Annotated in this window: 26 protein-coding genes and 1 tRNA gene; 14 read left to right on the top strand and 13 right to left on the bottom strand. The window is 42.3% G+C overall.

What is annotated here, in order from left to right; all coding sequences use genetic code 11:
- Positions 1 to 16 precede the first annotated feature (16 nt).
- On the bottom strand, positions 17 to 832 hold the full coding sequence (locus RLN88_RS02400) for a DUF3108 domain-containing protein (protein WP_350219775.1): 816 nt from the start codon (positions 830 to 832) through the stop codon (positions 17 to 19).
- Here RLN88_RS02400 and RLN88_RS02395 point away from each other — a divergent pair.
- A complete protein-coding gene (locus tag RLN88_RS02395) occupies positions 808 to 1,908 on the top strand; it encodes a glycosyltransferase family 4 protein (RefSeq protein ID WP_350219774.1) in 1,101 nt (366 codons plus the stop codon). The genes RLN88_RS02400 and RLN88_RS02395 overlap by 25 nt on opposite strands.
- Here the strand turns inward: RLN88_RS02395 and RLN88_RS02390 are convergent.
- The 3 genes from RLN88_RS02390 to aepX form a co-directional block, all read right to left on the bottom strand.
- On the bottom strand, positions 1,896 to 2,981 hold the full coding sequence (locus RLN88_RS02390) for a 2-aminoethylphosphonate aminotransferase (protein ID WP_350219773.1): 1,086 nt from the start codon (positions 2,979 to 2,981) through the stop codon (positions 1,896 to 1,898). The genes RLN88_RS02395 and RLN88_RS02390 overlap by 13 nt on opposite strands.
- A gap of 65 nt (positions 2,982 to 3,046) precedes the next feature.
- A complete protein-coding gene (gene aepY, locus RLN88_RS02385; RefSeq protein WP_350219772.1) occupies positions 3,047 to 4,165 on the bottom strand; it encodes a phosphonopyruvate decarboxylase in 1,119 nt (372 codons plus the stop codon).
- Positions 4,166 to 4,256: 91 nt separating this feature from the next.
- Positions 4,257 to 5,549 (bottom strand): phosphoenolpyruvate mutase, encoded by a 1,293-nt coding sequence (aepX, locus tag RLN88_RS02380; protein ID WP_350219771.1) that lies wholly within the window; start codon positions 5,547 to 5,549, stop codon positions 4,257 to 4,259.
- Between the two features lie 162 nt (positions 5,550 to 5,711).
- Here aepX and RLN88_RS02375 point away from each other — a divergent pair, with 162 nt between their 5' ends.
- Entirely contained in the window at positions 5,712 to 6,431 is a 720-nt protein-coding gene (locus RLN88_RS02375; protein WP_350219770.1) for a phosphocholine cytidylyltransferase family protein, read from the top strand.
- On the opposite strand, the gene RLN88_RS02370 is transcribed toward RLN88_RS02375, so the two are convergent.
- Positions 6,428 to 7,024 (bottom strand): LicD family protein, encoded by a 597-nt coding sequence (locus RLN88_RS02370; protein WP_350219769.1) that lies wholly within the window; start codon positions 7,022 to 7,024, stop codon positions 6,428 to 6,430. The two genes, RLN88_RS02375 and RLN88_RS02370, sit on opposite strands and share 4 nt — an antisense overlap.
- A 40-nt stretch (positions 7,025 to 7,064) precedes the next feature.
- Here RLN88_RS02370 and RLN88_RS02365 point away from each other — a divergent pair, with 40 nt between their 5' ends.
- Positions 7,065 to 7,979, top strand: a complete 915-nt coding sequence (locus tag RLN88_RS02365) for a stealth family protein (protein ID WP_350219768.1) — start codon at positions 7,065 to 7,067, stop codon at positions 7,977 to 7,979.
- Here the strand turns inward: RLN88_RS02365 and RLN88_RS02360 are convergent, their stop codons facing one another.
- Entirely contained in the window at positions 7,980 to 8,771 is a 792-nt protein-coding gene (locus tag RLN88_RS02360) for a glycosyltransferase family 92 protein (protein ID WP_350219767.1), read from the bottom strand.
- A 133-nt stretch (positions 8,772 to 8,904) separates the two neighbouring features.
- Between RLN88_RS02360 and RLN88_RS02355 the strand changes: the two genes are divergently transcribed.
- Together RLN88_RS02355 and RLN88_RS02350 are read left to right on the top strand one after the other, a co-directional pair.
- Entirely contained in the window at positions 8,905 to 9,750 is an 846-nt protein-coding gene (locus RLN88_RS02355; RefSeq protein ID WP_350219766.1) for a glycosyltransferase domain-containing protein, read from the top strand.
- A gap of 29 nt (positions 9,751 to 9,779) precedes the next feature.
- Positions 9,780 to 11,399: a cyclic peptide export ABC transporter gene (locus tag RLN88_RS02350; RefSeq protein WP_350219765.1), complete on the top strand. Its 1,620-nt coding sequence runs from the start codon at positions 9,780 to 9,782 to the stop codon at positions 11,397 to 11,399.
- 3 nt (positions 11,400 to 11,402) lie between these two features.
- Here the strand turns inward: RLN88_RS02350 and RLN88_RS02345 are convergent, their stop codons facing one another.
- The 3 genes from RLN88_RS02345 to RLN88_RS02335 are packed head-to-tail and all read right to left on the bottom strand — an operon-like array spanning position 11,403 to position 14,839.
- Positions 11,403 to 12,143, bottom strand: a complete 741-nt coding sequence (locus tag RLN88_RS02345; protein WP_350219764.1) for a DUF4422 domain-containing protein — start codon at positions 12,141 to 12,143, stop codon at positions 11,403 to 11,405.
- Positions 12,140 to 13,240 carry a UDP-galactopyranose mutase gene (glf, locus tag RLN88_RS02340; RefSeq protein ID WP_350219763.1) on the bottom strand — a complete coding sequence of 367 codons (1,101 nt, stop codon included), beginning with the start codon at positions 13,238 to 13,240 and terminating at the stop codon, positions 12,140 to 12,142. Before glf ends, RLN88_RS02345 begins: the two co-directional genes overlap by 4 nt.
- 9 nt (positions 13,241 to 13,249) lie before the next feature.
- The gene (locus RLN88_RS02335; RefSeq protein ID WP_350219762.1) at positions 13,250 to 14,839 is read right to left on the bottom strand and encodes a capsule assembly Wzi family protein; all 1,590 of its coding nucleotides are present in this window, start codon (positions 14,837 to 14,839) and stop codon (positions 13,250 to 13,252) included.
- A 153-nt stretch (positions 14,840 to 14,992) separates the two neighbouring features.
- Between RLN88_RS02335 and RLN88_RS02330 the strand changes: the two genes are divergently transcribed.
- The 6 genes from RLN88_RS02330 to RLN88_RS02305 all read left to right on the top strand — a co-directional run bounded on the left by RLN88_RS02330 (position 14,993) and on the right by RLN88_RS02305 (position 18,657).
- Positions 14,993 to 15,805, top strand: coding sequence for an aspartyl/asparaginyl beta-hydroxylase domain-containing protein (locus tag RLN88_RS02330; protein ID WP_350219761.1), 813 nt, complete (start codon positions 14,993 to 14,995; stop codon positions 15,803 to 15,805).
- A gap of 70 nt (positions 15,806 to 15,875) precedes the next feature.
- Positions 15,876 to 16,346 carry a hypothetical protein gene (locus RLN88_RS02325; RefSeq protein ID WP_350219760.1) on the top strand — a complete coding sequence of 157 codons (471 nt, stop codon included), beginning with the start codon at positions 15,876 to 15,878 and terminating at the stop codon, positions 16,344 to 16,346.
- 4 nt (positions 16,347 to 16,350) lie between these two features.
- Entirely contained in the window at positions 16,351 to 16,869 is a 519-nt protein-coding gene (locus tag RLN88_RS02320) for a 4'-phosphopantetheinyl transferase family protein (RefSeq protein WP_350219759.1), read from the top strand.
- A 25-nt stretch (positions 16,870 to 16,894) separates the two neighbouring features.
- Positions 16,895 to 17,929 (top strand): endolytic transglycosylase MltG, encoded by a 1,035-nt coding sequence (mltG, locus tag RLN88_RS02315; protein WP_350219758.1) that lies wholly within the window; start codon positions 16,895 to 16,897, stop codon positions 17,927 to 17,929.
- Positions 17,929 to 18,336, top strand: coding sequence for an acyl-CoA thioesterase (locus RLN88_RS02310; protein WP_350219757.1), 408 nt, complete (start codon positions 17,929 to 17,931; stop codon positions 18,334 to 18,336). The genes mltG and RLN88_RS02310 overlap by 1 nt, the downstream gene beginning before the upstream one ends.
- 236 nt (positions 18,337 to 18,572) lie before the next feature.
- Positions 18,573 to 18,657: transfer RNA gene (locus tag RLN88_RS02305), tRNA-Ser, on the top strand.
- A 219-nt stretch (positions 18,658 to 18,876) separates the two neighbouring features.
- Here RLN88_RS02305 and RLN88_RS02300 read toward each other — a convergent pair.
- The 4 genes from RLN88_RS02300 to RLN88_RS02285 all read right to left on the bottom strand — a co-directional run bounded on the left by RLN88_RS02300 (position 18,877) and on the right by RLN88_RS02285 (position 21,502).
- Positions 18,877 to 19,665: an amidohydrolase gene (locus tag RLN88_RS02300; RefSeq protein ID WP_350219756.1), complete on the bottom strand. Its 789-nt coding sequence runs from the start codon at positions 19,663 to 19,665 to the stop codon at positions 18,877 to 18,879.
- 144 nt (positions 19,666 to 19,809) lie between these two features.
- Complete coding sequence (gene def / locus RLN88_RS02295) at positions 19,810 to 20,358, bottom strand: peptide deformylase (protein WP_350219755.1); 549 nt, start codon at positions 20,356 to 20,358, stop codon at positions 19,810 to 19,812.
- Positions 20,355 to 20,768, bottom strand: a complete 414-nt coding sequence (gene ruvX / locus RLN88_RS02290) for a Holliday junction resolvase RuvX (RefSeq protein ID WP_350219754.1) — start codon at positions 20,766 to 20,768, stop codon at positions 20,355 to 20,357. Before ruvX ends, def begins: the two co-directional genes overlap by 4 nt.
- Positions 20,768 to 21,502 carry a hypothetical protein gene (locus RLN88_RS02285; protein WP_350219753.1) on the bottom strand — a complete coding sequence of 245 codons (735 nt, stop codon included), beginning with the start codon at positions 21,500 to 21,502 and terminating at the stop codon, positions 20,768 to 20,770. The genes ruvX and RLN88_RS02285 overlap by 1 nt, the downstream gene beginning before the upstream one ends.
- 79 nt (positions 21,503 to 21,581) lie before the next feature.
- Between RLN88_RS02285 and RLN88_RS02280 the strand changes: the two genes are divergently transcribed.
- The 3 genes from RLN88_RS02280 to RLN88_RS02270 all read left to right on the top strand — a co-directional run bounded on the left by RLN88_RS02280 (position 21,582) and on the right by RLN88_RS02270 (position 24,837).
- A complete protein-coding gene (locus RLN88_RS02280; RefSeq protein ID WP_350219752.1) occupies positions 21,582 to 23,213 on the top strand; it encodes a S41 family peptidase in 1,632 nt (543 codons plus the stop codon).
- 1 nt (position 23,214) lies between these two features.
- On the top strand, positions 23,215 to 24,372 hold the full coding sequence (locus RLN88_RS02275) for a homogentisate 1,2-dioxygenase (RefSeq protein WP_350219751.1): 1,158 nt from the start codon (positions 23,215 to 23,217) through the stop codon (positions 24,370 to 24,372).
- A 219-nt stretch (positions 24,373 to 24,591) separates the two neighbouring features.
- Positions 24,592 to 24,837 carry a hypothetical protein gene (locus RLN88_RS02270; protein ID WP_350219750.1) on the top strand — a complete coding sequence of 82 codons (246 nt, stop codon included), beginning with the start codon at positions 24,592 to 24,594 and terminating at the stop codon, positions 24,835 to 24,837.
- Positions 24,838 to 24,882: the final 45 nt, after the last annotated feature.

Raw genomic sequence — 24,882 nt, 5'->3', positions numbered from 1 at the left:
AAGGTACAGAAGGATATCAATCCATGTACTCTACTTTGGCCAGTTCAAAAAGGAATGACCCTACGGTCATGTCTATTTCGAATCGCAAAGGATACCTGTTTCTGTCGTCGCTCATGATCACACGGCCTGTTTTGCCCTTATCAAAATATTCGCCCTCCGGGAATACCAGGCCAAATTCCAGCGCACGCACTTTTCGATCGTCGTATTTGTGTGTGGTGCTTTCTCCAGGCAGCATTTTGAATTCATACAGATCATTAGAGAAAAATGTTCTTACCTCTACTGTCCTGGTAAACTGAGACTTATCCCTGCTTCTTAGCCACATGTACGTGCTCAACGCATCACGAATCGGCACATTTCCGCTGGGAAATTTGTGGTGCCTCCACTCATCTATGTCTTCAATGTAGGCCTTTACAGAAACCGAATCAGCATAGGAAAAATAATCGTGACGTATATCGATAGAGCCCTTGCCTTCCATGTCCCGATCCGACCTTAATGGTTGTAGCTCGTTCACTTCAATGAGCGACTCCATGCACACACTCAGCTTGGAAAAAACACGAAACCAACTGGCCGTAGTAACTGTAAACTGTACTTTATAATGTGGCTTCTTGGACTTATTTGGATAGTGAAATTCCGGATCGAGCCATACCACTGCCTCTCCTATATTGAACCAACCAAACTTCATGTTGTAGGTTAGTTTTTCACCCGGTTTGAAAGGATATGATTTACTTTGAGCCTCAGATTGAAGACTGGCAAAAAGCAGCACAAGCAGCAAAGCCATGCCGATCCAGCTCCGTAAGATTGTAGTCAATGAAAATCGCGCTTGTTTGTCCATATGATTTTTCACGCCCGGGTGGTGTTAAATCTCACATTGTGAGTCTGTCAAAACATCTTACAATGATAGGTCATCAGGTCAAGATCATTGCACCCAATATTAATGCCAATTTAGTGGAAGAAAAAAATGTTCACTTTTTCGGTAAAAATAGATCGGTGAACATCGGAGGAACAAAAATCGATGTGAACATTGCGCTGAAGGAAGAAAAGAAGTCTTTGAAATCATTTCTAAAGACGGAATCCTTTGACATCATTCATTATCATACGATATGGAATCCCCTGCTACCATTTCAGGTACTCAGGCATTCGAAAGCGAAGCAAATAGCCACCTTTCACGATACCCCAAAAAGCCAGTTTGTAGGCGACTGGATTATGCCTACGGTAGCGCGTGGAATTTTCACTTTTCTGGATCAGATTATTTCTGTTTCCAAGAGTCAGTCGGCATATATTTCAAGGTTCTCCAAGCGGAAAATTCACATCATTCCAAATGGCATTGATCTGGAAGAAATAGAAAGGATTGCTCCAAAGACGTCTGAGCGAGCGGATGAATTCTTCCAGATGTTCTTCATGGGGAGATTGGAACCCAGAAAAGGGGTAATGCACGCACTCCAAGCTTTTCATCTCCTCAAACAGCGATACCCTCAAATGAAACTGGTGGTTGCCGGAGATGGTGATGGAAGAGCAGAGGTGGAGAAGTATATTTCCGATCTCAACTTAAAAGATGTGGAAATGCTGGGGTTTGTCAGCGAAGTAGAAAAATATCGCTTGCTCAAAGAATCTGACATCTACCTTGCTCCCGCACTTTATGGTGAAAGCTTTGGAATTGTTCTGCTTGAATCTATGTCGGTAGGAACGCCTATTGCTGGCTATGCGAATTCCGGCTATAAAAATGTGATCACTAAAACGATGAAAATTGGATTTGCTGAGCCGGGAAATCTAGAAGAGTTTGCTTCCTGTATAGAAAAACTCATCCCCTCTTCCAAACGCGAGGAATTATCCAAGCATGGCCTGGAGGAAGTGAAAAAATACGATTGGTCTGAAGTATCAAAAGAAGTAAATGAGGTCTACTTAAAGTAAGCTCGTACTTTCTCCATCACGTAATCCATGTCTGCTTCGTAAAGATCACCAATCACAGCAACACGAAATGTCTTGCTTTCTGGTATTACCCCTGGATAAATTGTAATCCCGTTATCATACAGGTAATCATGAAAATGATTGAAATCGAGACCCGGCTTATCAAGATTCAATGCCAGTAAGATTTTCGACTCCTGCTCTAGTGGTAAGAAGGGCGTAAATCCAAGCTCAATGAACCCATCATACAATTTCTGCCAGTTGGACTGGTAGCGTTTCCATCTGTTCTCAAGCCCTTCCTCTGCGTGCTCCTTGATTGCTTCCAGAAAAGCATAGCTGGTCTGAACGGGTGGTGTAAACCTCAGCTGATCTTTCTGCTGCAAATTGTCCCATTGCTTGTATACATCAAAATAAAATCCGGTTCCGTTTTGTTTCAGCTCATCCGTTCGATCCTTATGAAAAATCACAAAAGAAAGACCTGCCATCCCATGAATACACTTATTGGAGCTGGAGAATAAATAGTCGATATGTAAATCAGCCAAATCGATTGGGTATGCACCGAACGAACTCATCGCATCGACGATGTATTTAACCTTGGTCTCTTTACAAATCTCAGCCACCTCTTCCAGTGGATCCATCATCCCCGTAGAAGTCTCGTGATGTACCATCGCCAGATGCGTGTATTTGCCTGAGGTAAGTGCCTCTTTGATTTTTGCCGGCTCAGGATAATCCCCAAACTCAAACATGCCAGTATTCTTCAGGCCATAGCCATCACAAATCGCCTTGATGCGGATGCCATAAGCTCCATTGGTGATCACCAGCACATGATCGCTTTTGCCGATTGCCGAAATCAGACACGCTTCCATCGCCCCTGTGCCACTTGAGCCAAACAAAGCTACACGATGGGTATCTTGGCCATTTCCAACTTTAAGGATACCCTCACAGATATCGTGCATCACCTGCCCAAATTCCTTTTCCCTGGGACAGATGTCAGAAACCAGCTGTGCCTCTTTCACTCGCTGAGAAGTAGTGGCCGGGCCGGGGTTTAATAAGATTTTTCTTTCTGGATCGTTTTTCATTTAAAGCAAAATTAATGAGGGCAATAGTCCTCCCCCTACCCCCTCCTGAGGGGGACATTTTATTTTTAGTCTTTCAAATTCTTCATGAAAGCTTCCTTGTTCTGAACAGGCGTGGTAGTCGGTCTACCCAGGTCCGCTCGGGAAGCTTCGGTCGTTCTGATTTCCAACAGGACTGGTCCTTCGGCTTGTTGGAATTTTTCCCAAATCGCCGGCAGCTCATCCATCTTTTCAACCAACCAGGTTTGTTTGTACCCGGAAGCTTCCGCTATTTTCTGAAAGTCAATCGCAAAGCCTACGGTAGCCTGCCCACCGACAGATTCGTGACAGCCATTATTGATCAAAATGTGCTTGTAGTTTGATGCAGGTTGGTTACCAACAATCGCACCAGCGCCCATGTGCATGATGGTAGCCCCATCTCCATCCAGGCAATAAACCGGTCTATCCTTCTTACTTAATGCTATTCCTAAGGCGATCTGAGAAGCATGTCCCATTCCTCCTACAGTGAGAAAATCTTTGCCATGTCCCATATTGTTTATGGCCCTGATTTCGAATACTTCACGAGATGATTTTCCGGTAGTGGAAACAATTACGGCCTCTTCTTCCATTCCTTTCAGCATCCACTCAATCACTTCTTCCCGATTGATCGTATACGGATTTTCAACCTTGGTTTGAAGCTTATATTTTTCGAATGTGTCCTTTCTAACTAATAGCGCATAAGTAGCACTCGATTCTTCCATTACCTTGACAGCCTCTGCCAGTTGCTTTTCAGCTTCTGCTTCCTCTTCAGAAAGAATGGCGTAAGGAATCTCCATCGCCTGGAGTAGCTCTTCGGAAATCCTTCCCTGCTTTACGTGTTGTGGTTCATCCTTCACGCCGGGCTCTCCCCTCCAGCCAATCATCAGCAGCATAGGGATGGCGTAAACTTCTCTGTCTGCCAACGACATTAATGGGTTTACGCAATTGCCAAACCCGGAATTCTGCATATACACCAATGGGATTTTACCGGTAGCCAGGTGGTGGCCCATTGCCAAAGCAATCGCCCCGCCTTCGTTAGCCGCTATGATGTCCGAGCCTTCGTCGGTCATGACCGAGCAAAAGTCTTTCAACAACGAATCAGGAACTCCGGCTGAAAACTCAATGCCTTTAGATCGGATTGCTTTTAAAAATTTCTGAGGGTCAAGCATCAATGTGAGATTTACGATAGAAGACTAAAATTGGGCGTGTTAAGCATCATTATAGTTTGTTATTTCAAACAAATATGTGTGCCATTAGGCACTAGTTTGGAAGTATGTTTAGTATTTCTTTGATAGACATACAAAATTCATCAGCCTCCTTCGAACGCTTATGTTCCAAAATGGACTCAGCGGTTCTTTTCATTGCAGGGAACGCAGCTCGAAGCAAATGATTTGCATAAATCACGATACTAAATCCAGCTTCTATTAGCTCATCTTCCGTAAACTGATTGTAAGAAGAAGGCACGGAAACGACCGGCACTTTGTATTCAAACTCCTGATATCGCCGCATGAATTCCATGATCTCCGCTCCATCTTTATGACGACTATGGATCATGATGGCATCTGCACCTGCTTCGATGTATGCCTTTGCTCTTTCAAGCGCATCTTCCATACCATGATCAGCAATCAGACTTTCAAGTCTTGCGATAATCATAAAATCTTCTGTAACCTGAGCTTTTTTCCCAGTATTGATTTTTTCACAGAATCCTTCGATCGTGTCCAACTCCTGCTTAACCTCTGTTCCGAAAAGTGAATTTCTTTTCAACCCCACTTTATCCTCGATGATCACGGCAGAAACACCTAGTCGCTCAAGATTTCTCACCAGCATGGCAAAGTGCTCAGAAACACCTCCGGTATCACCATCCAAAATGATTGGCTTGGTTGTTACATCAAGAATGTCATTGATTGTATTGAACCTTGAAGTTCGGTCAACATATTCCGTATCTGGTTTTCCTTTCGCTGTAGAGTCCGTTAGGGAGCTCACCCACATTGCATCAAACTCTCGAGACTCATTTCCGGAATCTACTTTAGTCTCCTCTACAATCAGCGCAGAAATACCATTGTGAGCCTCAAGAACTCGCACAATATCTTTTGACTCCAATAGTCTTCTTAACATTCTTCTTCGAATGTCTGGTGTGGTTCCCACTTCCTTCATCGCTTGTCTCAGCCCGGTGGAAGAAATACCGGAAGTATACTCCGGCTCTACGAGCTCTCCACCCCATTCTTCTAGAAGTTTGATCACTTTGTCCCGGATATGCTTTTGAGGGCCGGTTTTCCAATCTGTTCCATGCACCACATAGTCAGGCTTCAATTCTCGAAGATTCTTCTCATAGTCAAGATCCTCCTGAAGGATCACTTCGCTTACGCCTTTCAGATTTTCAAGGATTTTCTTTCGCTCGTCATATGACAGAAAAGGTGTCCTACTGTATTTGCTAACTGCTTTATCGGATAGTAATCCTACAGTTACTTCGCCCAGTTCACGAGCTACTTCAATAATGTTTATGTGTCCATGGTGGATGAGGTCAGTCCCCATTCCTACGTATACTTTCTTCATTTACGTATGTCAAATTTTTTGATAGGTAAGTCTCAATTCAATTACCCCTAAATGGATTATTTATAAATATGAATTTATGCTCGCCTATCGCGATTTAGAATATTCTATCTTCGCAGCAAAAGTAATTGGAAACCGAGGGATTCCCCTCTTTATTTTCAAGAGATGACGCAAACGATTGAAACAGCCGTGATTTTGGCAGCCGGCAGAGGCACTAGACTTCAGCCTTACACATTTGACATCCCTAAGGGATTTATGCAGGTCGGTGAAGAGAAACTCATTGAGCGATCGGTGAGAATCCTAAAGGAAAATGGAATCAAAAACGTAATCATTGGCACAGGTCATTTGCATGAGCATTATGAGAAGTTTGCAAAGGAGCATGGACTAACCACATTCCTCAGCCCAGACTATGCCACCACTGGCAGTTTTCACACACTGATTTACGGATCTGATCTGATAAAAGGAGATTTCTTGTTGCTGGAATCAGATCTGCTTTATCATTCTGATGCAGTAAAAAGTTTGATTGAAGCTGAAGCCAAAGACATCATTCTTTGCAGTGGCTTCACACAATCCAATGATGAGGTGTATGTAGAAATGCAGAATGGGAAATTGAAGAATCTCTCCAAGAAAAAGGAAAATCTCGGATCTATAGATGCAGAGCTCGTTGGCATCTGGAAACTTTCGCTTGAGTTACTGGAGAAATTAAAAGCACATCATGCAGAAGCCGAAGATGGAATGAATAAAGATTATGAAGTTGCTATTGCACAGTTATCAGATAATCATAAAGTAGACGTTCTCAAATTAGAAAATCTTGCCTGGTGTGAGATTGATAATCAGGAGCATCTGGAGCGGGCGAAAGAAAAGATCCTGCCAAAACTTGATTAGGCTTTTGGCGGATGCCAAAGACCTGTTTCCTGATCTCTCCACCCTCCAGTACCCAGGTATCCATACATTAATTGAAGGTAACCCAATGTATCATTTGGAGCGGTGACTTGCTCACCAAGAAAGGAATCTTGTTTTAATGGAAAAATCAGTTTTTTCGAGATATGCTGTCGTTCATTAGGATATTTGGCTTCCACAAAAGTGCGTACCGTGTCCCCTTCATCTTCATAGAAAAAGATGTCAAAATCATAGCCTTTATAGGAAAAGTAAATCTTAGGACCTTCGTGATTTTCAGAAGTATCATAAAACCGTAACCCTTTTGGCATCTTTCCTTTTAGTTTCCTCACAGCTTCATATGAGCTTTCCATCATTGCCACATCAATATCTATATCATGCGGAATGATCCCTCCCGTTCGGTGATAGCCAAGCAATGTTCCAAAATCCAGCCAATAGGGTTCACCTGATTCCTTGAGGACAGAAATGGATTTACGAAACATCTCTTCCAAAATCTCAAGCTTTCGCTGACGATATTGACCGGGCAAAGCGAATAAAACTACATTTGCAACGCGTTTGAGATATTGGATCAGACGAATCATGACGCAAAAGAAGGTAATTCGAGTTAACTAATTGGAATCGTTGAGCAAGACAGAGATAAATAAGCCGATCGATTTAGTATATACCTGGGTGGATGGCAATGATCTGGAGTACCAAAAGCTGGTAAATCAATACTCGGAAAAGCCTATGGATCTCAATCCAGAGCGCTATCGAGACCTCTTTCATTTAATGAAATATAGCCTGCGCTCTGTTGAGAAATTTGCTCCATGGATCAATCACATTTACATTTTTACCTGCCGCCCTCAGAAACCTGATTGGTTAAATTATGATCACCCGAAAATTTCAGTTGTTCATCATGATGAAGTCTTTGATGAGCAGGATATACCTACCTTCAATTACAATGTGATCGAAAGCTACATTCATAAAATACCTGGCTTATCTGAGGACTTCATTTATCTGAATGACGATTTTCTTTTTGGTAATAATGTTTGTCCAGAAGATTTCTATTCGAAAGAGGGAAAGGTTCTGATCCATGGAACGTTGTTTGGGGAGAATCTTAGCTGGAGGATTTATAATAAGAAAAATGATATGGTGGGGCTTGGTTTGATAGAGCATTCTCCCCTTTTGATCCGAAAGGAATGGTGGCAGAAAATGCAGGAAGCAAGGCCAGAACTGATCAAAGAAATTAAGTCACATAAGTTTCGTGAAGGAACTGACGTGATGACCTATAAGCTATATCGCTGGTATACTTTGAAACATCAATCTGCGTATTGCAAGGCTATTAAACTACCCGAACTTTTAAAGATTCATTCGTTCCATAAAATCACTAACAACTTCAGAAAACAGAAGCGAGCTTTCGAATGGCTGAAAGAAAAGTCTCCAAAATTCTATTGTCTGAATGATGACCAGAAAGACAATCCTAACATGAAAGTGGTGGAACTGGCTCAGCGGTTTCTAAAGGATATGTACCCAGATAAATCTGGATTTGAGAAATAATTACCAGCCTACCTTCTTGAGAAGCTCTAGCATAGAAGTGTCCTCCACCTCATTGCAACCTCTGTTCTTCTCATCAAAACCTTCTCTTCCTACTGGTCTTCCTCCTGAGACATTCTGACGAGACAGATACTCTTCTAAGGACTTGGTATAATAATGATTGATTCTCCAATCTATTTGGTCTGTATCTGTCATCATTTTTCCAAACTTGTACCATTTATAATGCCACCAATGTGCGCTGTAGGCAAAACGGTTGCTTGACAGAAAATCACCATTCCCAAGATCTTTATGATCTGAATAATTCTCCTCCCTCTTTGTATAGGCCTCCAAAACAGACTTCTCTGGTTTGTTGTCATATCCATTATTTCCAAAATTGATTCGAGGGAGCTTGATTCCTTTGATTTTTTTCTCATCCACAGTTTTAAGCCATGTATGTAGATGATTACTTCCATCAAGAGGAAATAAAAACTCATCAACATCGATTTTCATGAGCCACTGAAATTCCTTTCTATAGTTTTTTGCCGCATGTGCAAATCCCATGTGGTTCTTATTTCTCTGCCACCATTTGGTCGCTCCATCGTACTTTGTTCCATCTAGATGGGTCCATGGGTGCCTTGTTACAATTCCTTTCTCCTCATATGGCTTCAGTATTTCCCTAGCTTCTTCTCCACCATCCTGATCATATAGATAGAAGTGATCAACTCCAACCTTAACATGGTATTCGATCCAATCCTTTAGGTATGGATTCTCATTTTTGAAATTGGTAGCGAAGGTTAGAAAATGTTTTTTGCTCATTTGTCTGTTTCGGATGTGATGGCAAAGTAACCTGATTATTAAGACATAGACCATCTTATTTCCTCCAAATTACCTGTCATCCTTAGAGTTAGGTTAGCTTTGCGCCATAATTCAAAATACTTCTCTGCGATCGATGAAAGTCATAACCATCGCCACTCATACAAATCATCATTTAGAACGCCTACTTGCCTCAACCAGGAAATTCAATATTGAAATTGAGCTTTTGGGGGAAGGAAGAGTTTATACCGCACATGATGACAAGACTAAATGGACTCTTGAGTTTCTGGAAAAGCAGGACGATGATGAGATAGTACTGTATACAGATGGGTATGACAGTGCATTTTTAAGAGATACAAAATACATTGAAGAGGAGTTTTTGAAATTGGATCATCCATTTGTGCTGGGAACAGAGCAAAATTTCAACTGCGACGAGCCTCCCATTTCAAAATTCCGATACTACATGAATTACCCTCGCGGCAAAAAGCCTTATCGTTTCCTGAATGCAGGTGGCTGGATTGGGAGAGCTGGCTATGTGAAGGGAATTCTGAAACTTATTGAAAAGGATGGGGCTAATGATCAGGATATATTGAATCAATTCATCACTACAAACAGAGATAAATTGAAGCTGGATCATGATCATCGAATATTCAGCTGTATCGCTGGAAGATCAGGTATGGAGGATCATGATTATGTATTAGATGCTAATGGGATGATCAAGAATACGATCACAGGTAGTCATCCAGCAATCATCCATGCTGCTGGAAAGAATTTTTATGGAATGTATAAAGTGACTAGTAAACTAGATTATTTTCCTGAAGAAACTTTCACTGAGGAAGAAGTAAAACAGTATGAAAAGTCACAATTCTGGAACAGACTGACTGCTAAAACGACTCGTGACAATTACCTTTTTCATTTTCTTCTGAAACTTTTAGTGGTACTTGTAGTACTAAGTGCCGTACTGGCAATTTTTCTATCGTAAAGTCAATTTTTAATTAGCTAGCAAGGCAAATGGTAGTAATCAGAATACTAATAAAATCTTCTCTTCCACTATTTATGGTGGCCTTGGTTGCCAGTATCCTTACCGGATTTACCTCTACCATGGTAATTCGGAGTATACATCAGGCCGTGGAAGGTTCTGATTTCGATCTTAACTCTTTCCTTATTGAGTTTGGAATTTTCTGGGTTGGATACGGTGTACTTTCCATTGTAGCATCCTATGCAGTTTCCCGACTGATGCAACGCATTATTCATGAGTTGAGGGTAGATATGTCCAAAAAAATCATTCAGGCTCCTTTTGAAGAAATAGAGCACAATGAATCAAAACTCCTTCCAATTCTTGGAGCAGATATTGACAAAATTGCTCAGTATGTAAGCACACTTCCTGCGGTTACCACCGGACTTGCAACAGTCATTGGGCTTTTGGGTTATATGGTTTGGTATTCGCCTCTGTTATCTCTGGCGACTATCTTCTTGTTTGTGATCATTTTTCTACTTACCAAAATTGCTCTCCCTCTAATAAGGAAATATGCATACGGATCCAGAAGCTATCTAAATGATCTTTTTGAACATTTTGAAGGATTGGTTTTAGGGATAAAAGAACTCACGCTAAATAGAAAGCTTTCCAAATCTTTTGTAGATGATCACCTGATCCCTACGAGCAAAACTCAGATGAGATTCTACTTGAAAGAAAGCATTGTCGGCGCGATTTTCAACAGATCCACAGACTTGGTTCTTCTCTTGGGAATGGGGGCTTTAATAGTGATCATTTTCCAAACAGGATTTGTAACTCTTGAATTTTTTGGGAAATACTTAATTCTGGTTTTAATGACTATTGCTCCTCTATCGTCAGCAACAGGTTTCCTTAGAAGCCTTAAAAACATTGAAGTCACCTTCAAGCATATTGAGAAGATTGGAATTTCACTAGAGCCTTCGTTTCAGCATAACGATGAAATCAGCAATGAAAACTGGTCTGAAAAGAATGATCCTTTGATAGAGCTTAAAGGATTAGAGCATTCATATTACCACGCTGATGAAGATGAACACTTCAAACTTGGCCCTATTGATCTTGGCATAAAGAGAGGGGAATCTGTATTCATCGTTGGTGGAAATGGTAGTGGAAAGACGACCCTTGCTAAATTGATGCTAGGTTTATATAAACCGCTAGCTGGGAAACTCTTGTACAGAGGTGAAGAGGTAGAGGAAAATACGTTGAATTTTTACCGTTCGCGATTTTCAGCGGTATTCACTGATTCGTATGTTTTCACAGAGTTGGATCACATTGATCCAGAAATCTTAAAAGAACAGGGGCAGGAATTGATTGACATGCTCGAGTTAAGCAAGAAGGTTCGAATTGAAAACAACAGCTTTACCACTAAGCGGCTGTCAGATGGCCAGAAAAAGAGGCTACTATTAATCAGTGCTATATTGGAGGATAAAGAAGTGTATCTATTTGATGAGTGGGCGGCAAATCAGGATCCTTACTTTAAGGAGATTTTCTATCACAAAATCATTCCGTTCCTAAAGGAAAGAGGTAAAACTCTAATAGTGATCACTCACGATGACAGATACTTCCATCTTTCTGATAGTCTTCTGAAGTTACAAGATGGAAAGCTTGCCAAGCATGGCTAAAATCTAGTCCTTTATGTAAATCATCGGTTTTTCCAGGATTTTGAACTTGTTATGCTCAAAATACAGGTTCATCAATCGCTCCGCCAGAAATCCTATTACTCGAGATTGGTAAGGATCATCTGATATTTTGATTCGTTTCTCAAGCTCAAAAAGAAGTGGAAATAACCATTCCATATAAACTCGAAATTTATCGCTCGACATGATCGACATATTGTACCAGTAGAGTCTTCGTCTTTTCTTGTTGAAATATTCTGAGGCAGTCTGGTGGTACTCAGGATACATTTCCTTTAGTGCAGCTAGCATTATATCCCAGTCTTCTGCGATATGACGATCTTGATAGTGCTCTGTTATCGTCATTTTTCTCAGAATCGATGGTTTCGTTACAATCACATCATATTCTTCAAGGTGCTTTTCGATTTTTAGGTGGTCATCTGAATGCAGATATTTTGACATTCTGGCTTGCTTAATATCAGTCCTTATCTTGAACCAGAGACTCTTAAAATCGAAATGTCTTCGATAGTGACTAAAGCCAATGAACTTAGTAGAATTCAGGTCATAATTTTTCCATATCCAGTAGATGGCTGTTAACTCGCAAAAAAAAGGATTCTTCTCCGCAATGTTATCGCCAGTATCATCAGACAAACCATCATTGATAAAATCAGCTTTTTGGTTTCCCACTTTGATAACATGATAGGTGTCGTCTATGAAATAGGGAGCGTCTTTGTGATATACACTAAAAATCATGACTTTATTAATTTCTTCGCTTTACTCAGAGCTGAGCCAATTACCTGATGCATATCGTAATACCTATATTCAGCTAATCTTCCCCCGAAAATTACATTGGGTTCGTTCTCCGCAAGCTCCTTATATTTTCTAGAGATTTCATCATTTCTGGAATCATTAATCGGGTAATATGGTTCCAAGTTTTTATTCCATTCTTGAGGATATTCTCTAGTGATTACTGTTGTTGGCTGAGTCCCAAATTCGAAGTGTTTGTGTTCAAGAATTCTTGTATATGGCACTTCCTTTTCAGTATAGTTTACCACAGCATTCCCTTGGTAATTTTTCTTGTCAAGATGTTCATGCTCAAATCGCAAACTTCGATACTCCAACAAACCATACTTAAAATCAAAGTATTCATCAATCTTCCCGGTATAGACAACTTCCTTACACTTGGATACTAACTCCGCTCGATCTTTGAAAAAATCCACTCCTAGTTTTACATCTGAGCCTTCCAGCATTTTCTCGATGATCTTATTATATCCTCCCATGGGAATCCCCTGATACTTATCGTTGAAGTAGTTATTATCAAACGTATATCTAATCGGTAATCTCTTGATGATAAAGGAAGGGAGATCTTTTGCATTTCTACCCCATTGTTTTTCGGTATAGCCCTTTATTAGTTTCTCATAGATGTCTGTCCCAACAAGTGAAATAGCCTGTTCCTCCAGATTTTGAGGATCAGTAACTCCAGATGCTTTTATCTGTTCATCAATTTTTGTCCTTACCTCATCTGGGGTTTTTGTCCCCCATAGCTGATAAAACGTATTCATGTTGAACGGAAGGTTGTAAAGTTTTCCTTTATAATTAGCTAGTGGGGAGTTGGTATACCTGTTGAACTCAACGAAAGAGTTTACATAATCCCAAATCTCTTTGTCATTGGTGTGGAAGATATGAGCTCCATACTTGTGAACATTAATCCCTCCGACATTTTCGCAGTAAACATTTCCACCTATATGAGACCTTCGATCTATAACAAGGCACTTTTTCTCTTTAAGTGTGGCTTGATGAGCAAACGTGGAACCAAAAAGGCCAGCTCCAACAATCAGGTAGTCGTACATAAAGCAAATTTAAGGAAGTATGTATGTCAACCTAACTGAAGGTTGAATGTTATAAAATGTAAAAACATCAGTGTCGAAGTACCAATTTCTGCGAGTTGTAACATTCATATGTGCATCCACAAACATATTATTCCACTGCCTGGAATAGCTTAAATCAAATGAATTTTCCCAATCGTGAGGAGGATCTCCAAAAGGAAAATTCTTCACCAAATAATCATCGTTGTGTCTGGTTCTATGATAGGAGAACCCTACAATATGGCTGTTGATGTAATAGTTAACTCTTAGCAAATCCGCGTTGGCGCCAGGTCCATCCGCTGCTCCCATGATCTGTCCATTGTTTGTATACCCTTGTTTTACAACCGAATGCGCATAATATGTCGGAGTTATATTATTAATCTGTGTTTGATTGTTGGCCAGAGTAGTATGCTCATAGTTTAGTAACAGCTTAGCTCCATTCTTCAAATCTTTCACCTTTATGAATCCAAGGTTGTAGGCACGCGATCTGTCTGGAAGTTCAAGTAAGCCCGCAAGATTTCCTGGAAAATCATTAAGCGCATATTCTATATAAAATTCAAACCCTTTATCAGGAAAGGCCCATCTCATCGTAAAGGCGGCCATCTGATCATACACATCATTTTGTCCGCCGGGAACAATTGGATCTGGATCTTCTAAAACTTCAGTGGAAAATGAGGTGAACAAATCCTTAAATCCCAACCTACCTCCATCTGGCATATCCCGATATTTAATCCGAGTCATTCCTACAGACAAACCTTCCATAAATGATGGCCTGTATCCTACTGTCCACGCATTGAGATACCTTAAGTCATTGTCGCTTTCTTCATCAAAATAATCCGACTCTTGCATCACGCCCCAGTAAACTTTAAATTCCCAATCTCCCGACTTTGTTCGAAAAGGAGTAGCGGTACCAATATCAATATGGGGGATGCCGGGAGCATTATTGCTCATCAAGAGTGGGTTGATCTGCGAAGGTCCCCAGATAAAATTTTGCGTTGACAACCCAACTGTGAAGTTCTTTTCGATGAATCTAACCTCCGATTGTCCCCACCAGAAATCAACAAAGGCGTTATCACCATATCTTAAAACCCAATCTATGCCCCGATTGAAAGGGTATTGAAATTCATTTTTGTCAAAAGGACCCGAGTCGATTCTATATGGTTTATTCTGAGCATAGTAAACCACCGGAGCAAATGAATAGTGAAACTTTCCCTTCCTTCCGGTGAAACCAAAGTTCATTGAGGAATTCAATCCTCTGCCCAACCAAACAGCCCCATCATTTAAACCTCTCGCGTATTCACTATTATATGACATGGAAGCACTTGGGTTGATCACCCGAAACGATCGATCACCAACCTGCTTTGTATTGAAAATCAACCTCTCCCATCCCAGAAATGACATACTGTCAATATCATAATAGGTAAGAATACTGGGGTTAATTACGATTGGCTTGTCCTCAAAATCATTCTCTAAAGTAATTAGCTTGAAAATGTCATTTTGGAGGTCGCCTGGGATCAGCACCTGCGAAAACAGATTGATCTGGAAGCCAAAAAATAAAATTATCAAATAGATGTTTCGCTGCATATCATCGATTTTGAAGGCTCAAAATTATTCACTTATGACTAACTCATTCATGAAACGAAGCGAAAGTAACTGTCGGCATGACTCTTGATGGCTGTATTAATAAAACTTAAATCGAATAATGTTGAAAAAGTCTGCTGAAAAATAATTCTCGGCATGCATTTTTTTAACTTCGCCGAATCAAATTGGACTGAGAATATGGCAAACATGCTGGCAAGGGTAAATGGTCTCTTCAAGAGTTTTGAGAGGAAAGGATGGGTTAAGAGGACGCCAGCTTTCATTTATGATTACCATAAGACCTACCCAGATTTCAAACTGCTTGAGGACAATTACGAAGAGATTAGGAAGGAATGTGAGGGCCTTCTATCATACAAAGATCAAATTACCAATATGGAGGGGCTAGCCGGTAATAAAACCGAAGGTGGTGTTCATTCTATTAAGTGGAAATCCTTTGTAATCAAGTCTGGAAAATTCATAAATAAGAATTGTGAGAAGTGTCCCAACACAGCTGACCTGCTAAAGAAAATACCTCGGATAAAGCAAGCCTTCTTTTCCATTCTTGATCCGGAACAGCATATTCGTCCCCATAAGGGCTATTACTACGGCTTTCTTCGGTATCATTTAGGAGTGATCATCCCTGAGAACAACGAAAACAATATGTGCTGGATAAAGATCAATGATGACCTAAAGGATAATGATCAAAACCGAAAGGATAGTATGGAGAACGCAGAGACTTATTATTGGAAAAATGGAGAAGGCATCATTTTTAATGATAATTACCTACATGAAGCAAAAAACGAGTCTAAGGAAGTCAGAGTAGTTCTTTTCATTGACATTGCAAGAAAGTTCCCTTGGCCTATTGATCTGTTTAACCGGTTTATCCTAAAGATCGCGTACTGGATCCCGGAGGTAAAACAGATCGCTCAACGAGCAGAGGTGGATTTTGATGTAAAACCAAAATATACCTAAAAATACAAGCAGCATTCTATTTGCTACTTTTGCACCGAAAGAAATCAGAAACTCAAAAATCAACACATCCATGAGATTTTACATTTTGATTGTCACTTTATTTACCTTCTCATGTGGCTCAACTACTCAGAAAGAGCAGGCCAAAGAAGAAAAGCCAGAAGTTGTTCAGGAAAAAAAGGAAAAAGAACAGGTAAGTTCTGATTTTAAAGTAGTGATCAGCAGAATAGAAAATATTGCTCACGTTTACGTAGATGACTCCCTTATCTACAAATCAGAGTATCACATTTCTACTAAGGACGGTGTGAATGAACAAATCGATATAAGTTCCTACGTAGAGAATGGTGCCAAGAAAGTTACAGTTGCACTCTACAATGGGAATGAGCCTTACGAGAATCAGACAGATACCTATTGGGAGATCATGTATGATCTTATTTTAGATGGCGAGGTTGTTGATTTTGTCCATGAAACCAGAAACGAAACCAAGCTAGGTAGAGTTTACGAGGCTGAATATGTTATAGAAGATTGGAGATTTAGCGAATAAACTAATGCTGGGAATTGATATAGTAGACCTTGAGGATCCAAAGCTGAGAGAGCGGGATGATCGGTCTTTGGATCTGATCAGAAATAAAGAAGATATTCTGATTGATCATCCAAATCAATTCTGGCTCTTGTGGTCTGCTAAGGAAGCAATTTTTAAATGCAAGAGAGAGCCTATTAACTATTCTCCCTCCAAGATTCCTATCAAACTCAAAAAAGAAGATGACCACATTACTTTCGAGTCAGACGGAATAAAAGGTGAAATTCATGATGCAAAAGACTATATCCTTGCTATCTGTGGAGACTTAGATAAAATAGACTACCAAATATTTACCAAGAAGAATAGCAACTGGAGTGAAGGAATTCGATTCATGGTCATTGACTTCTTTCGAGAAAAGGGACTTGATTACCACATTGGATCTGATGATTTAAATCTCCCGGTTATAGAGCCTGCCAGAGAGCTAATCTCGATCACGCACCACGGCAGATATGGAGCTGTAGCCTTCCCGAAGAATATCCTTTCCTGATAAAACCTCGTATTACTTTTGCCCTATGCGTAAAAAATATTTCATCGCCATTTTCCTCGTGGTGTTTACCATGATGCTCTCATCATTTGCGTTCTACACCTATCAGATTATCTACACGCCCAATGTGTTGATAGAACAGGAAGATCGATACTTTGCAATACCGCGAGGCACTACATTCAAGCAGCTTCAGGATAAACTATCGGATGAACGCATAGTGAATGATTTGGTATCCTTCAGTTTTCTGGCCAAACTCAAAGACCTGGATACAAATGTGAAAAACGGCATGTATCTTATCAAAGGAGATATGACCAACATGGAGTTAATCAACCTACTGAGGTCAGGTGCCCAAACTCCTGTTAAGCTCACATTTTCTAATGCTCGGTTGCTGAAGCAACTCCCAAAAATCCTTACTCAGAATCTGGAGATAGATTCAGCTGAGTTAGCACCTATATTGTTTGCAGATACTACAGCTCAATATTACGGGTTTAAAAAGGAGACCTTCGTCAGTATGTTTATTCCTAACACATACGAAGTGTACTGGACTACCCGCCCCAAAGAACTCCTCGACCGGATGAAGGCCGAATACGATCGATTCTGGACGGAGGAACGAAAGCAAAAAGCCAAAGACCTAAACATGTCGAAGGAACAGGTATCCACGCTGGCCTCCATCGTGCAGGGAGAAACCAACAAAATGGACGAAGCTCCCACAATTGCCGGAGTGTATATCAATAGGCTAAAGCGGGGAATTCCCTTACAAGCCGACCCCACACTGGTTTTTGCGATTGGGGATTTCAGCATCCGACGGATACTAAACAAAGACAAAGAATTTGAATCCCCTTACAATACGTACAAGTATAGAGGACTCCCTCCAGGGCCAATCAGCATGCCGAGCATCCCCGCTATGGATGCGGTGTTGAACTATGCAGACCATAATTATTTATATTTCTGTGCCAATTCGGACTTTTCTGGCTATCATGTGTTTGCAAAAACACTTGTGGAGCACAATGTGAATGCGGCAAAATTCCAGCGAGCGCTGAACAGGGAGAGAATTTATCGATAATGTATACCCACGAAACACATATCCGGGTCAGATACGCCGAAACCGACAAGATGGGTTTCGTGTATTACGGCAACTATCCTGCCTACTATGAAGTGGCCCGGGTGGAAGGCTTCCGCGCGCTGGGCTTCCCTTACAGCGAAATGGAAGATGCGGGGGTGGGCATGCCCGTACTGGATCTCTCCATTAAGTATCACGGCCCGGCCAAGTATGACGACCTGCTTACCATCAAGCTCATCATCCCGGAGATGCCAAGGGCCCGAATGCGATTTCTTTATGAAATACGAAATGAAGCCGGGGACCTGGTAAACACTGGAGAGACCATCCTTGCCTTCATGAATATGGAGACAGGCAGGCCGGTGAAAATGCCCGAACGGATGAAAGAATCAATTGCCCCTTTTTTCGAGTGAATTGAATTTGTCTCTTTCCTAAAAACCGCTACTTTTGCGATCCGATTTTCGCCGCTTCCAGCGGAGGAATTCTTCAAAGTAGGAAACTACTTACAATATTGTAGAATTGTCTGCCGGCAGGCTGGGAACACAGAGGAGTGGCAGAGTGGACTAGGCGTCCCCGTCGAATGCGGCGGAACCGCCTCGAAGAAATTAGAAGAGTAGGAAGCTGCTCAATAGAATATTGCAGAGATCACAGAGGCGTGGCAGAGTGGTCGAATGCGGCGGTCTTGAAAACCGTTGTACCGCGAGGTACCGGGGGTTCGAATCCCTCCGCCTCTGCAAGCGAAAGCCCGATGCGAAAGCATCGGGTTTTTTGTTTGCGAGCGAATCAAGCTCGCTTGAATGAGCAGAGCAAACAAAGAGAACCTTCTAGTGCAACGAGAAGGGCTTTCGCTTGACAATCCCCCACCGGGATCACGCCAGTAATCCCCAAGTGCTGACCTTTCAGCCTTTGTTGGTGTTGTCACCAACAAACATGCCTCAGAAAGATCTGATCTCCTACCCCAACTCAAACCCATCCGCATCTTCCTGAAAAGGGAAATCCCTGCGGTAGTTCTGCAGCTCCTCCGCTGAGAGTGTGGCGGTCAGAATCTCTTCTTTATTGTCAGAAAAAGCCAGCTCCTCTCCTTTGGGTGAATAAATGTCCGAATGACCATTGTAGTCCTTGGGGAATCCATCCGTCCCTATTCTATTCACCCCGGCACAGTATGCCAGGTTTTCAATCGCTCGCGCCTTGAGCAGGGTGTCCCACGCATTCACACGGGTATCGGGCCAGTTGGCTACATAAAGGAGCAGGTCATATTCGTACAGGTTTTCAGGTGTCCTTCGGGATCGCGCCCACACGGGAAACCGCAGATCATAGCAAATCATCGGATGGATCTTCCAGCCCTGATACTCCAAAATAATTCGCTCCGAGCCTGGCGTGTAGGTTTCTCCCTCTGCCGCCAGATTGAACAAATGCTTTTTATCATACTGCTTCGAAGATCCATCCGGGTAGACGAAATAGAGCCGGTTGAAATATTGGCCTCCTTCTTTCACGATGTAGCTCCCTGTTACTGCTACTTTTCTCTGGGCGGCCATCTGCCGCATCCACTTAAAAGTTTTTCCACCGGGTGGCTCGGCAAGTTTTTCGGCATTCATGGAGAAGCCTGTGGTAAACATCTCGGGAAGGACGATGAGATCAGATTTTTCAATCGACCAGATTTTTTCCTCAAACATGGCCAGGTTGGCGTCTATTTCTTCCCAGTGAAGGTCTGCTTGAATGAGTGAAATGGTCAGGTCTTTCATGGTTTAATAAGTTGGACTAATTAAAAATCTCAAAATTTTGTCATTTCGAGTGAAACAAGAAATCTACATTATTGATGAGTAGCAGTAAAAAGTTTAAAGATTTCTCCTGCCGTCGAAATGACAAGTACTTTGGAAGTTACTAGATCACCCCGGCACCTTCACCCGGTACTCCGCATCTGTCTTCCCTTTGCTGATGTTGGCCAGCTTCCCTTTCAGTAGTTTTTTCTTGAATGGACTTAGGTAATCGGTAAAGAGCTTTCCCTCAATGTGATCATACTCATGCTGGATCACCCGCGCTTTCATCCCATCAAAGGTTTCTTCATGCAGCTCCCAGTTCTCATCAAAGTACTCAATCGTGATTTTTGGCTTTCTGTTTACATCCGCCCGGATGCCCGGAATGCTCAAACAGCCCTCTTCAAACGCCCACTCTTCTCCCAGCTCTTCAATCATCACCGGATTGATAAAGGCCTGCTTCAGACCATCTTCCTCTTCATCTTCCATTGGGGCAGTGTCTATCACGAAGATCCGAAGTGACTCTCCCACCTGAGGAGCCGCCAGCCCCACACCCTGTGCGGCATACATGGTTTCATACAGGCTCTCGATGAATTCCTTTACCGACTCATCGCCTTCTTCTACCTCGCTTGCGCGCTTCTTCAGCACAGGGTCTCCATACAATACGATTGGAAAAATCATGGATTACTCTCTAAATATGATTGCAAAATTATCGTAGCGCTTATCTTGTCCACATTACCCTTATTCCTGCGGTCCTTTTTCTTCATCCCTCCAGCCAGCATCGCATCAAAGGCCATCTTGGAAGTAAAGCGCTCATCATGCAAAATTAATTCCATCGAAGGGAATACTTTTTTGAAACGATTGATAAACGCCTGCACCAGTGGAGTTGCATTCGTTGGACTTCCATCCGTATTTTTTGGCATCCCAATCACCACTTTGGTCACTTCCTCCTTCTGAAAGTAGGCTTTCAAAAAATCCTCAAGGGTATGGCTGGGGAAAACATCCAATGGCGAGGCAATAATCCCCAATGGATCAGTAACTGCCACGCCTGTACGCTTGGCACCATAGTCTATCGCCAGTATTCTGGGCATTAATTGAGGGTGCTTAGGCTTTTGATCTTCTTCCCAATGGTAGTTTCCAATTCGATGGCCTTAGGGAAAAAGATGTTGTTTTCGATCTCAGCGTGGTAGATCATCTCCCGATCAAAGGCTTTGATCTCATGGAGCAGCACCCGATCATGAAGGTCTATTGGCTCAAGGGAGGAAGCCAATGATCGAATCGCTCCAAATTCATCCTCGTCCAGGTGCTCCTCAAATTCTTCCTGCAGGGAATAGTTTCTGAAATTGATGAACAAATTAGATGGTGCTTTTGCGCATCCATTCTTGATATCGCAGAGTAGCTCAATGTATTTGAAAGTGGAGTCCTCCTCCTCATAAATGTGCTTTATGAAATCCTCCACAAATTCGGGAAGCAGGCTTTTGAGCTCACCGTCTTTGTTCCACTTTCTCACCAGGTGCACGATGTATGGCAGCTTATCCTTGATAAAAAGATGGTGAGCGTGTTTCAGATATTCAGTAAGAAGCTCAAGTGGATATTTTTCCAGCTCTTTAAAGCTGAATCTGTGACATGAATCAAACGAATAAAAGGTCTTGATTACACTTCGGCGATCCAGCCCTCTTTCTTCACAAATTTCCTTGAGCTTTTGGTTTGGCGTATCAAAAAAATCGATCCCGAGATAATGCAATGCCCGAGCATACACATAGTTCTCATCTACAACCTGACCGATGGTTTTTTCAAAGACCATACACAAAAATAACCTCTTCATCGACGCAAGTCAACAGTTTGATGCCCAATACGTTCCATTCCCCTTAAATAACCTTTATTTTTGACCTTTATCGTTGAATATGAGCACACATAAAAATTCGAACCGGGCAGTAAGACTTCCACTTTACATCGCTATCACTCTATGTGTTGGGGTCTTGATAGGTGCCAATATGGCTGGTTCTACCTCTGCACCCACTTCCAACTTTATGCAGAGCCTGAATAAATTTCGTCAGGTGCTTACACACATAGAAAATGACTATGTGGACGCAGTAGATAGCGAAGAACTGGTGGAAACGGCCATCACCAAAATGCTGGAAGACCTGGATCCGCATACTTCCTACATCCCAGCCAAAGAACTTGATCTTATCCAATCGCGACTGGAGGGAAACTATGAAGGGATTGGCGTAGAGTTCAATATTTTTAAAGACACCATCCACGTGGTGACGCCTCTAAGCGGTGGCCCCTCACAAAAGCTTGGAATAAGGTCTGGTGACAAAATTGTGAAAGTGGACAATGAAACAGTCGCGGGTGTTGGCATCACTAATCAGAAAGTAATTGAGTTGCTAAGGGGTCCGGGAGGATCAGAGGTTACTGTCAGCATCATGCGTGAGGGAGAGGATGAGCTTATCGATTTTACCATTGAGCGAGATGTGATCCCTCAGTATTCGGTGGACGTCTCATACATGGTCACCGACAACATCGGCTACATTAAAGTGGCCCGCTTCGCCAATTCTACATATCTCGAATTCAAAGAAGCTTTGCTCAAACTAAAAGATCAGGGCATGACCAAGCTTGTTCTTGACCTGACCGGGAATCCTGGCGGGTACCTCAATCGGGCCGTACAGATAGCTGATGAAGTGCTCTCGGGCAGGCAGCTAATCGTTTATACTGATGGAAAAGAAAAGAGGTATACGGAGGAGCATTTCTCCGGCGAGACAGGAGATTTTGAAAGCGGCTCCCTGGTAATCATGGTGGATGAAGGCTCAGCTTCGGCATCCGAAATTGTGGCTGGGGCAGTACAGGATCATGACCGTGGGTTGATCGTTGGGAGAAGGTCTTTTGGAAAAGGATTGGTGCAGCTGCCTATCGATTTGAATGATGGCTCGGAGCTTAGGCTTACCATTTCCCGCTACTACACCCCCAGCGGACGAAGTATCCAAAAGACCTATGCTGGTGGCAATCTGGAAGAATATTACATGGAAGCCTACCAGCGATATGAAAATGGAGAGCTTTACTCTTCCGACAGCATCAAGTTTAATGATTCGCTGGCTTTCAAAACGGATAAGGGGCGTATCGTTTATGGTGGTGGAGGTATTACTCCGGACTTCTTTGTTCCCTTGGATACGGCTCAGAATTCCAGATATCTCAACAGGCTTTTCAGCACCAATTCACTTCAGGAATACACCGTGACCTATGCGCAGGATCATAGAGATGAATTGGCCAATATGGGCTTTGATAAGTTTAGGCAATCTTTCAAAGTTTCGGATAAAATGCTGAAAGAGCTGACAGCAATTGCCGAAGGCAATGAGTTAAAATTCAATGAGAGGGAATTCAACAGATCCAAAGAGCTGATCAGGCTTCTGGCCAAAGCATATATAGCCCGTGGGATTTGGGACAATGAAGGATTCTACCCCATTTTCAATGAACAAGATGAAATTTTTCTTAGAGCCATCCAGCTTATGGATGAGGCAGACAAAATAGCACAGCGATAATATGGCATACTATCACAGATTGGGTGAAATTCCACCTAAAAGACATACTCAATTCCGACAACCAGACGGCAGTCTTTATGCCGAAGAGTTAGTTTCTTCACGAGGCTTTTCAGGAATCTATTCCAACCTCTACCACATCCATCCTCCCACACGGGTGGAAAAGGTAGGACCATCCAAACCCTGGAAAACAGAAATCGCCAAGGACTATACGCTGAAGCAAACGCACCTAAATACTTCAGGTGTAGAAACGACAGGTGACGACTTTTTGGAGGCCAGAAAAACGCTTTTGAAAAACAGAGACGTGAGCATGGCCATCTGCCATCCTACTTCCAGGAAGATGGATTACTACTACAAAAATGCTCAGGCAGACGAGGTGATCTTTATCCACGAGGGGAACGGATACCTCTATTCCCAATTTGGAAAGCTTAGGGTCAAGCAGGGTGACTATGTAGTGATCCCGCGAACGACCATCTACCGACTGGAGTGGAACAAAGGCCCATTGAAGCTCCTGATCATCGAATCGACCAATCCGGTAGAAACCCCTAAGCGCTACCGAAACGAGATGGGCCAGCTGTTGGAGCATGCTCCATTTTGCGAACGTGACATTCGTCCACCATCGGAAATGGTGACAGAAAGAGACGAAGGTGAGTACCTGGTGAAGATCAAACATGAAGACATGCTTCATGAATATCACTACAAGCACTCTCCGTTTGATCTGGTCGGTTGGGATGGCAACCTCTATCCATATGCACTATCAATTCACGACTTTGAGCCAATCACAGGCAGAATACATCAGCCGCCTCCCGTACACCAGACTTTTCAGTCGTACGGCTATGTGATCTGTTCATTTGTGCCACGATTGTTTGACTATCACCCTCAGGCCATTCCTGCACCTTACAATCACTCAAATATTGATTCGGATGAGGTGCTCTATTATGTGGAGGGAAATTTCATGAGTCGAAAAGGTATTGACCGTGGTTCTTTCACGCTTCACCCCGGAGGGCTGCCTCACGGACCACACCCGGGCACGGTGGAAGCAAGCATTGGGGCCAAAGAAACCCATGAGCTGGCGGTAATGCTTGATACTTTCGGGCCGATCTATGTGACAGAAGAAGGCTTGCAATATGTAGACACCAATTACCCGATGAGCTGGAAATAGTCATTTAAGTCCTTGTAACCTTTCAAACAATCCGGGGTACTTCCTGTACAATTCAGGTGATTGAATGCACCTTATAACATTTATTAACTGCATTTAACATTTGAATTGAGGATTTTTGGGATGTGATGCAACTTTTTCATAGCGGTACACATCTTTCAATCAAAGGTTAGGTTTTCAACACTAGAAGTGGAAGACGCTCATTTAGAAACAAGGACTAAAATGAACCCCAAGCTCAATAAACTCATAACGCTACTGCTGCTACTCGGCACTTTCGCTTTCTTGATGGAAGCGGAGGAAAGATTAACGGCGATGGCAAACAAAGAGCTTTCGAAGTGGGCGTCTTTACTTCCTGTGGAGGAAGAACCTCAACAAGTGCAGTCCCTCAACCCCTACGCCCAGAAGGTTTCACTCCTTCGTGTGCTTCTGCCCGACTCAACAAAAAAAGTTAATTCCGTAAACAATTAGGGAAGCGAAAATTCGTACTGTTTTTAATAAAGTATGGTGATTTTA

Origin of the sequence: Ekhidna sp., from assembly GCF_040223195.1 — a bacterium.
In the GTDB taxonomy this organism is placed as follows: Bacteria; Bacteroidota; Bacteroidia; order Cytophagales; family Cyclobacteriaceae; genus Ekhidna.
Note: the sequence above shows the minus strand (reverse complement) of the source record. Positions and strands in the feature narration are given on the sequence as shown.

Coding starts and splice junctions, on each gene's coding strand:
- RLN88_RS02330 (WP_350219761.1), top strand. CDS start 14,993: ATGCATTTTTTTAACTTCGCCGAATCAAATTGGACTGAGAATATGGCA.
- RLN88_RS02355 (WP_350219766.1), top strand. CDS start 8,905: ATGAAAGTCATAACCATCGCCACTCATACAAATCATCATTTAGAACGC.
- glf (WP_350219763.1), bottom strand. CDS start 13,240: ATGTACGACTACCTGATTGTTGGAGCTGGCCTTTTTGGTTCCACGTTT.
- RLN88_RS02360 (WP_350219767.1), bottom strand. CDS start 8,771: ATGAGCAAAAAACATTTTCTAACCTTCGCTACCAATTTCAAAAATGAG.
- RLN88_RS02325 (WP_350219760.1), top strand. CDS start 15,876: ATGAGATTTTACATTTTGATTGTCACTTTATTTACCTTCTCATGTGGC.
- RLN88_RS02345 (WP_350219764.1), bottom strand. CDS start 12,143: ATGATTTTTAGTGTATATCACAAAGACGCTCCCTATTTCATAGACGAC.
- RLN88_RS02270 (WP_350219750.1), top strand. CDS start 24,592: ATGAACCCCAAGCTCAATAAACTCATAACGCTACTGCTGCTACTCGGC.
- RLN88_RS02335 (WP_350219762.1), bottom strand. CDS start 14,839: ATGCAGCGAAACATCTATTTGATAATTTTATTTTTTGGCTTCCAGATC.
- RLN88_RS02395 (WP_350219774.1), top strand. CDS start 808: ATGAAAATCGCGCTTGTTTGTCCATATGATTTTTCACGCCCGGGTGGT.
- RLN88_RS02370 (WP_350219769.1), bottom strand. CDS start 7,024: ATGATTCGTCTGATCCAATATCTCAAACGCGTTGCAAATGTAGTTTTA.
- mltG (WP_350219758.1), top strand. CDS start 16,895: ATGCGTAAAAAATATTTCATCGCCATTTTCCTCGTGGTGTTTACCATG.
- RLN88_RS02400 (WP_350219775.1), bottom strand. CDS start 832: ATGGACAAACAAGCGCGATTTTCATTGACTACAATCTTACGGAGCTGG.
- RLN88_RS02280 (WP_350219752.1), top strand. CDS start 21,582: ATGAGCACACATAAAAATTCGAACCGGGCAGTAAGACTTCCACTTTAC.
- RLN88_RS02320 (WP_350219759.1), top strand. CDS start 16,351: ATGCTGGGAATTGATATAGTAGACCTTGAGGATCCAAAGCTGAGAGAG.
- RLN88_RS02390 (WP_350219773.1), bottom strand. CDS start 2,981: ATGAAAAACGATCCAGAAAGAAAAATCTTATTAAACCCCGGCCCGGCC.
- RLN88_RS02285 (WP_350219753.1), bottom strand. CDS start 21,502: ATGAAGAGGTTATTTTTGTGTATGGTCTTTGAAAAAACCATCGGTCAG.
- RLN88_RS02300 (WP_350219756.1), bottom strand. CDS start 19,665: ATGAAAGACCTGACCATTTCACTCATTCAAGCAGACCTTCACTGGGAA.
- aepX (WP_350219771.1), bottom strand. CDS start 5,549: ATGAAGAAAGTATACGTAGGAATGGGGACTGACCTCATCCACCATGGA.
- RLN88_RS02375 (WP_350219770.1), top strand. CDS start 5,712: ATGACGCAAACGATTGAAACAGCCGTGATTTTGGCAGCCGGCAGAGGC.
- ruvX (WP_350219754.1), bottom strand. CDS start 20,768: ATGCCCAGAATACTGGCGATAGACTATGGTGCCAAGCGTACAGGCGTG.
- RLN88_RS02350 (WP_350219765.1), top strand. CDS start 9,780: ATGGTAGTAATCAGAATACTAATAAAATCTTCTCTTCCACTATTTATG.
- aepY (WP_350219772.1), bottom strand. CDS start 4,165: ATGCTTGACCCTCAGAAATTTTTAAAAGCAATCCGATCTAAAGGCATT.
- RLN88_RS02310 (WP_350219757.1), top strand. CDS start 17,929: ATGTATACCCACGAAACACATATCCGGGTCAGATACGCCGAAACCGAC.
- RLN88_RS02275 (WP_350219751.1), top strand. CDS start 23,215: ATGGCATACTATCACAGATTGGGTGAAATTCCACCTAAAAGACATACT.
- def (WP_350219755.1), bottom strand. CDS start 20,358: ATGATTTTTCCAATCGTATTGTATGGAGACCCTGTGCTGAAGAAGCGC.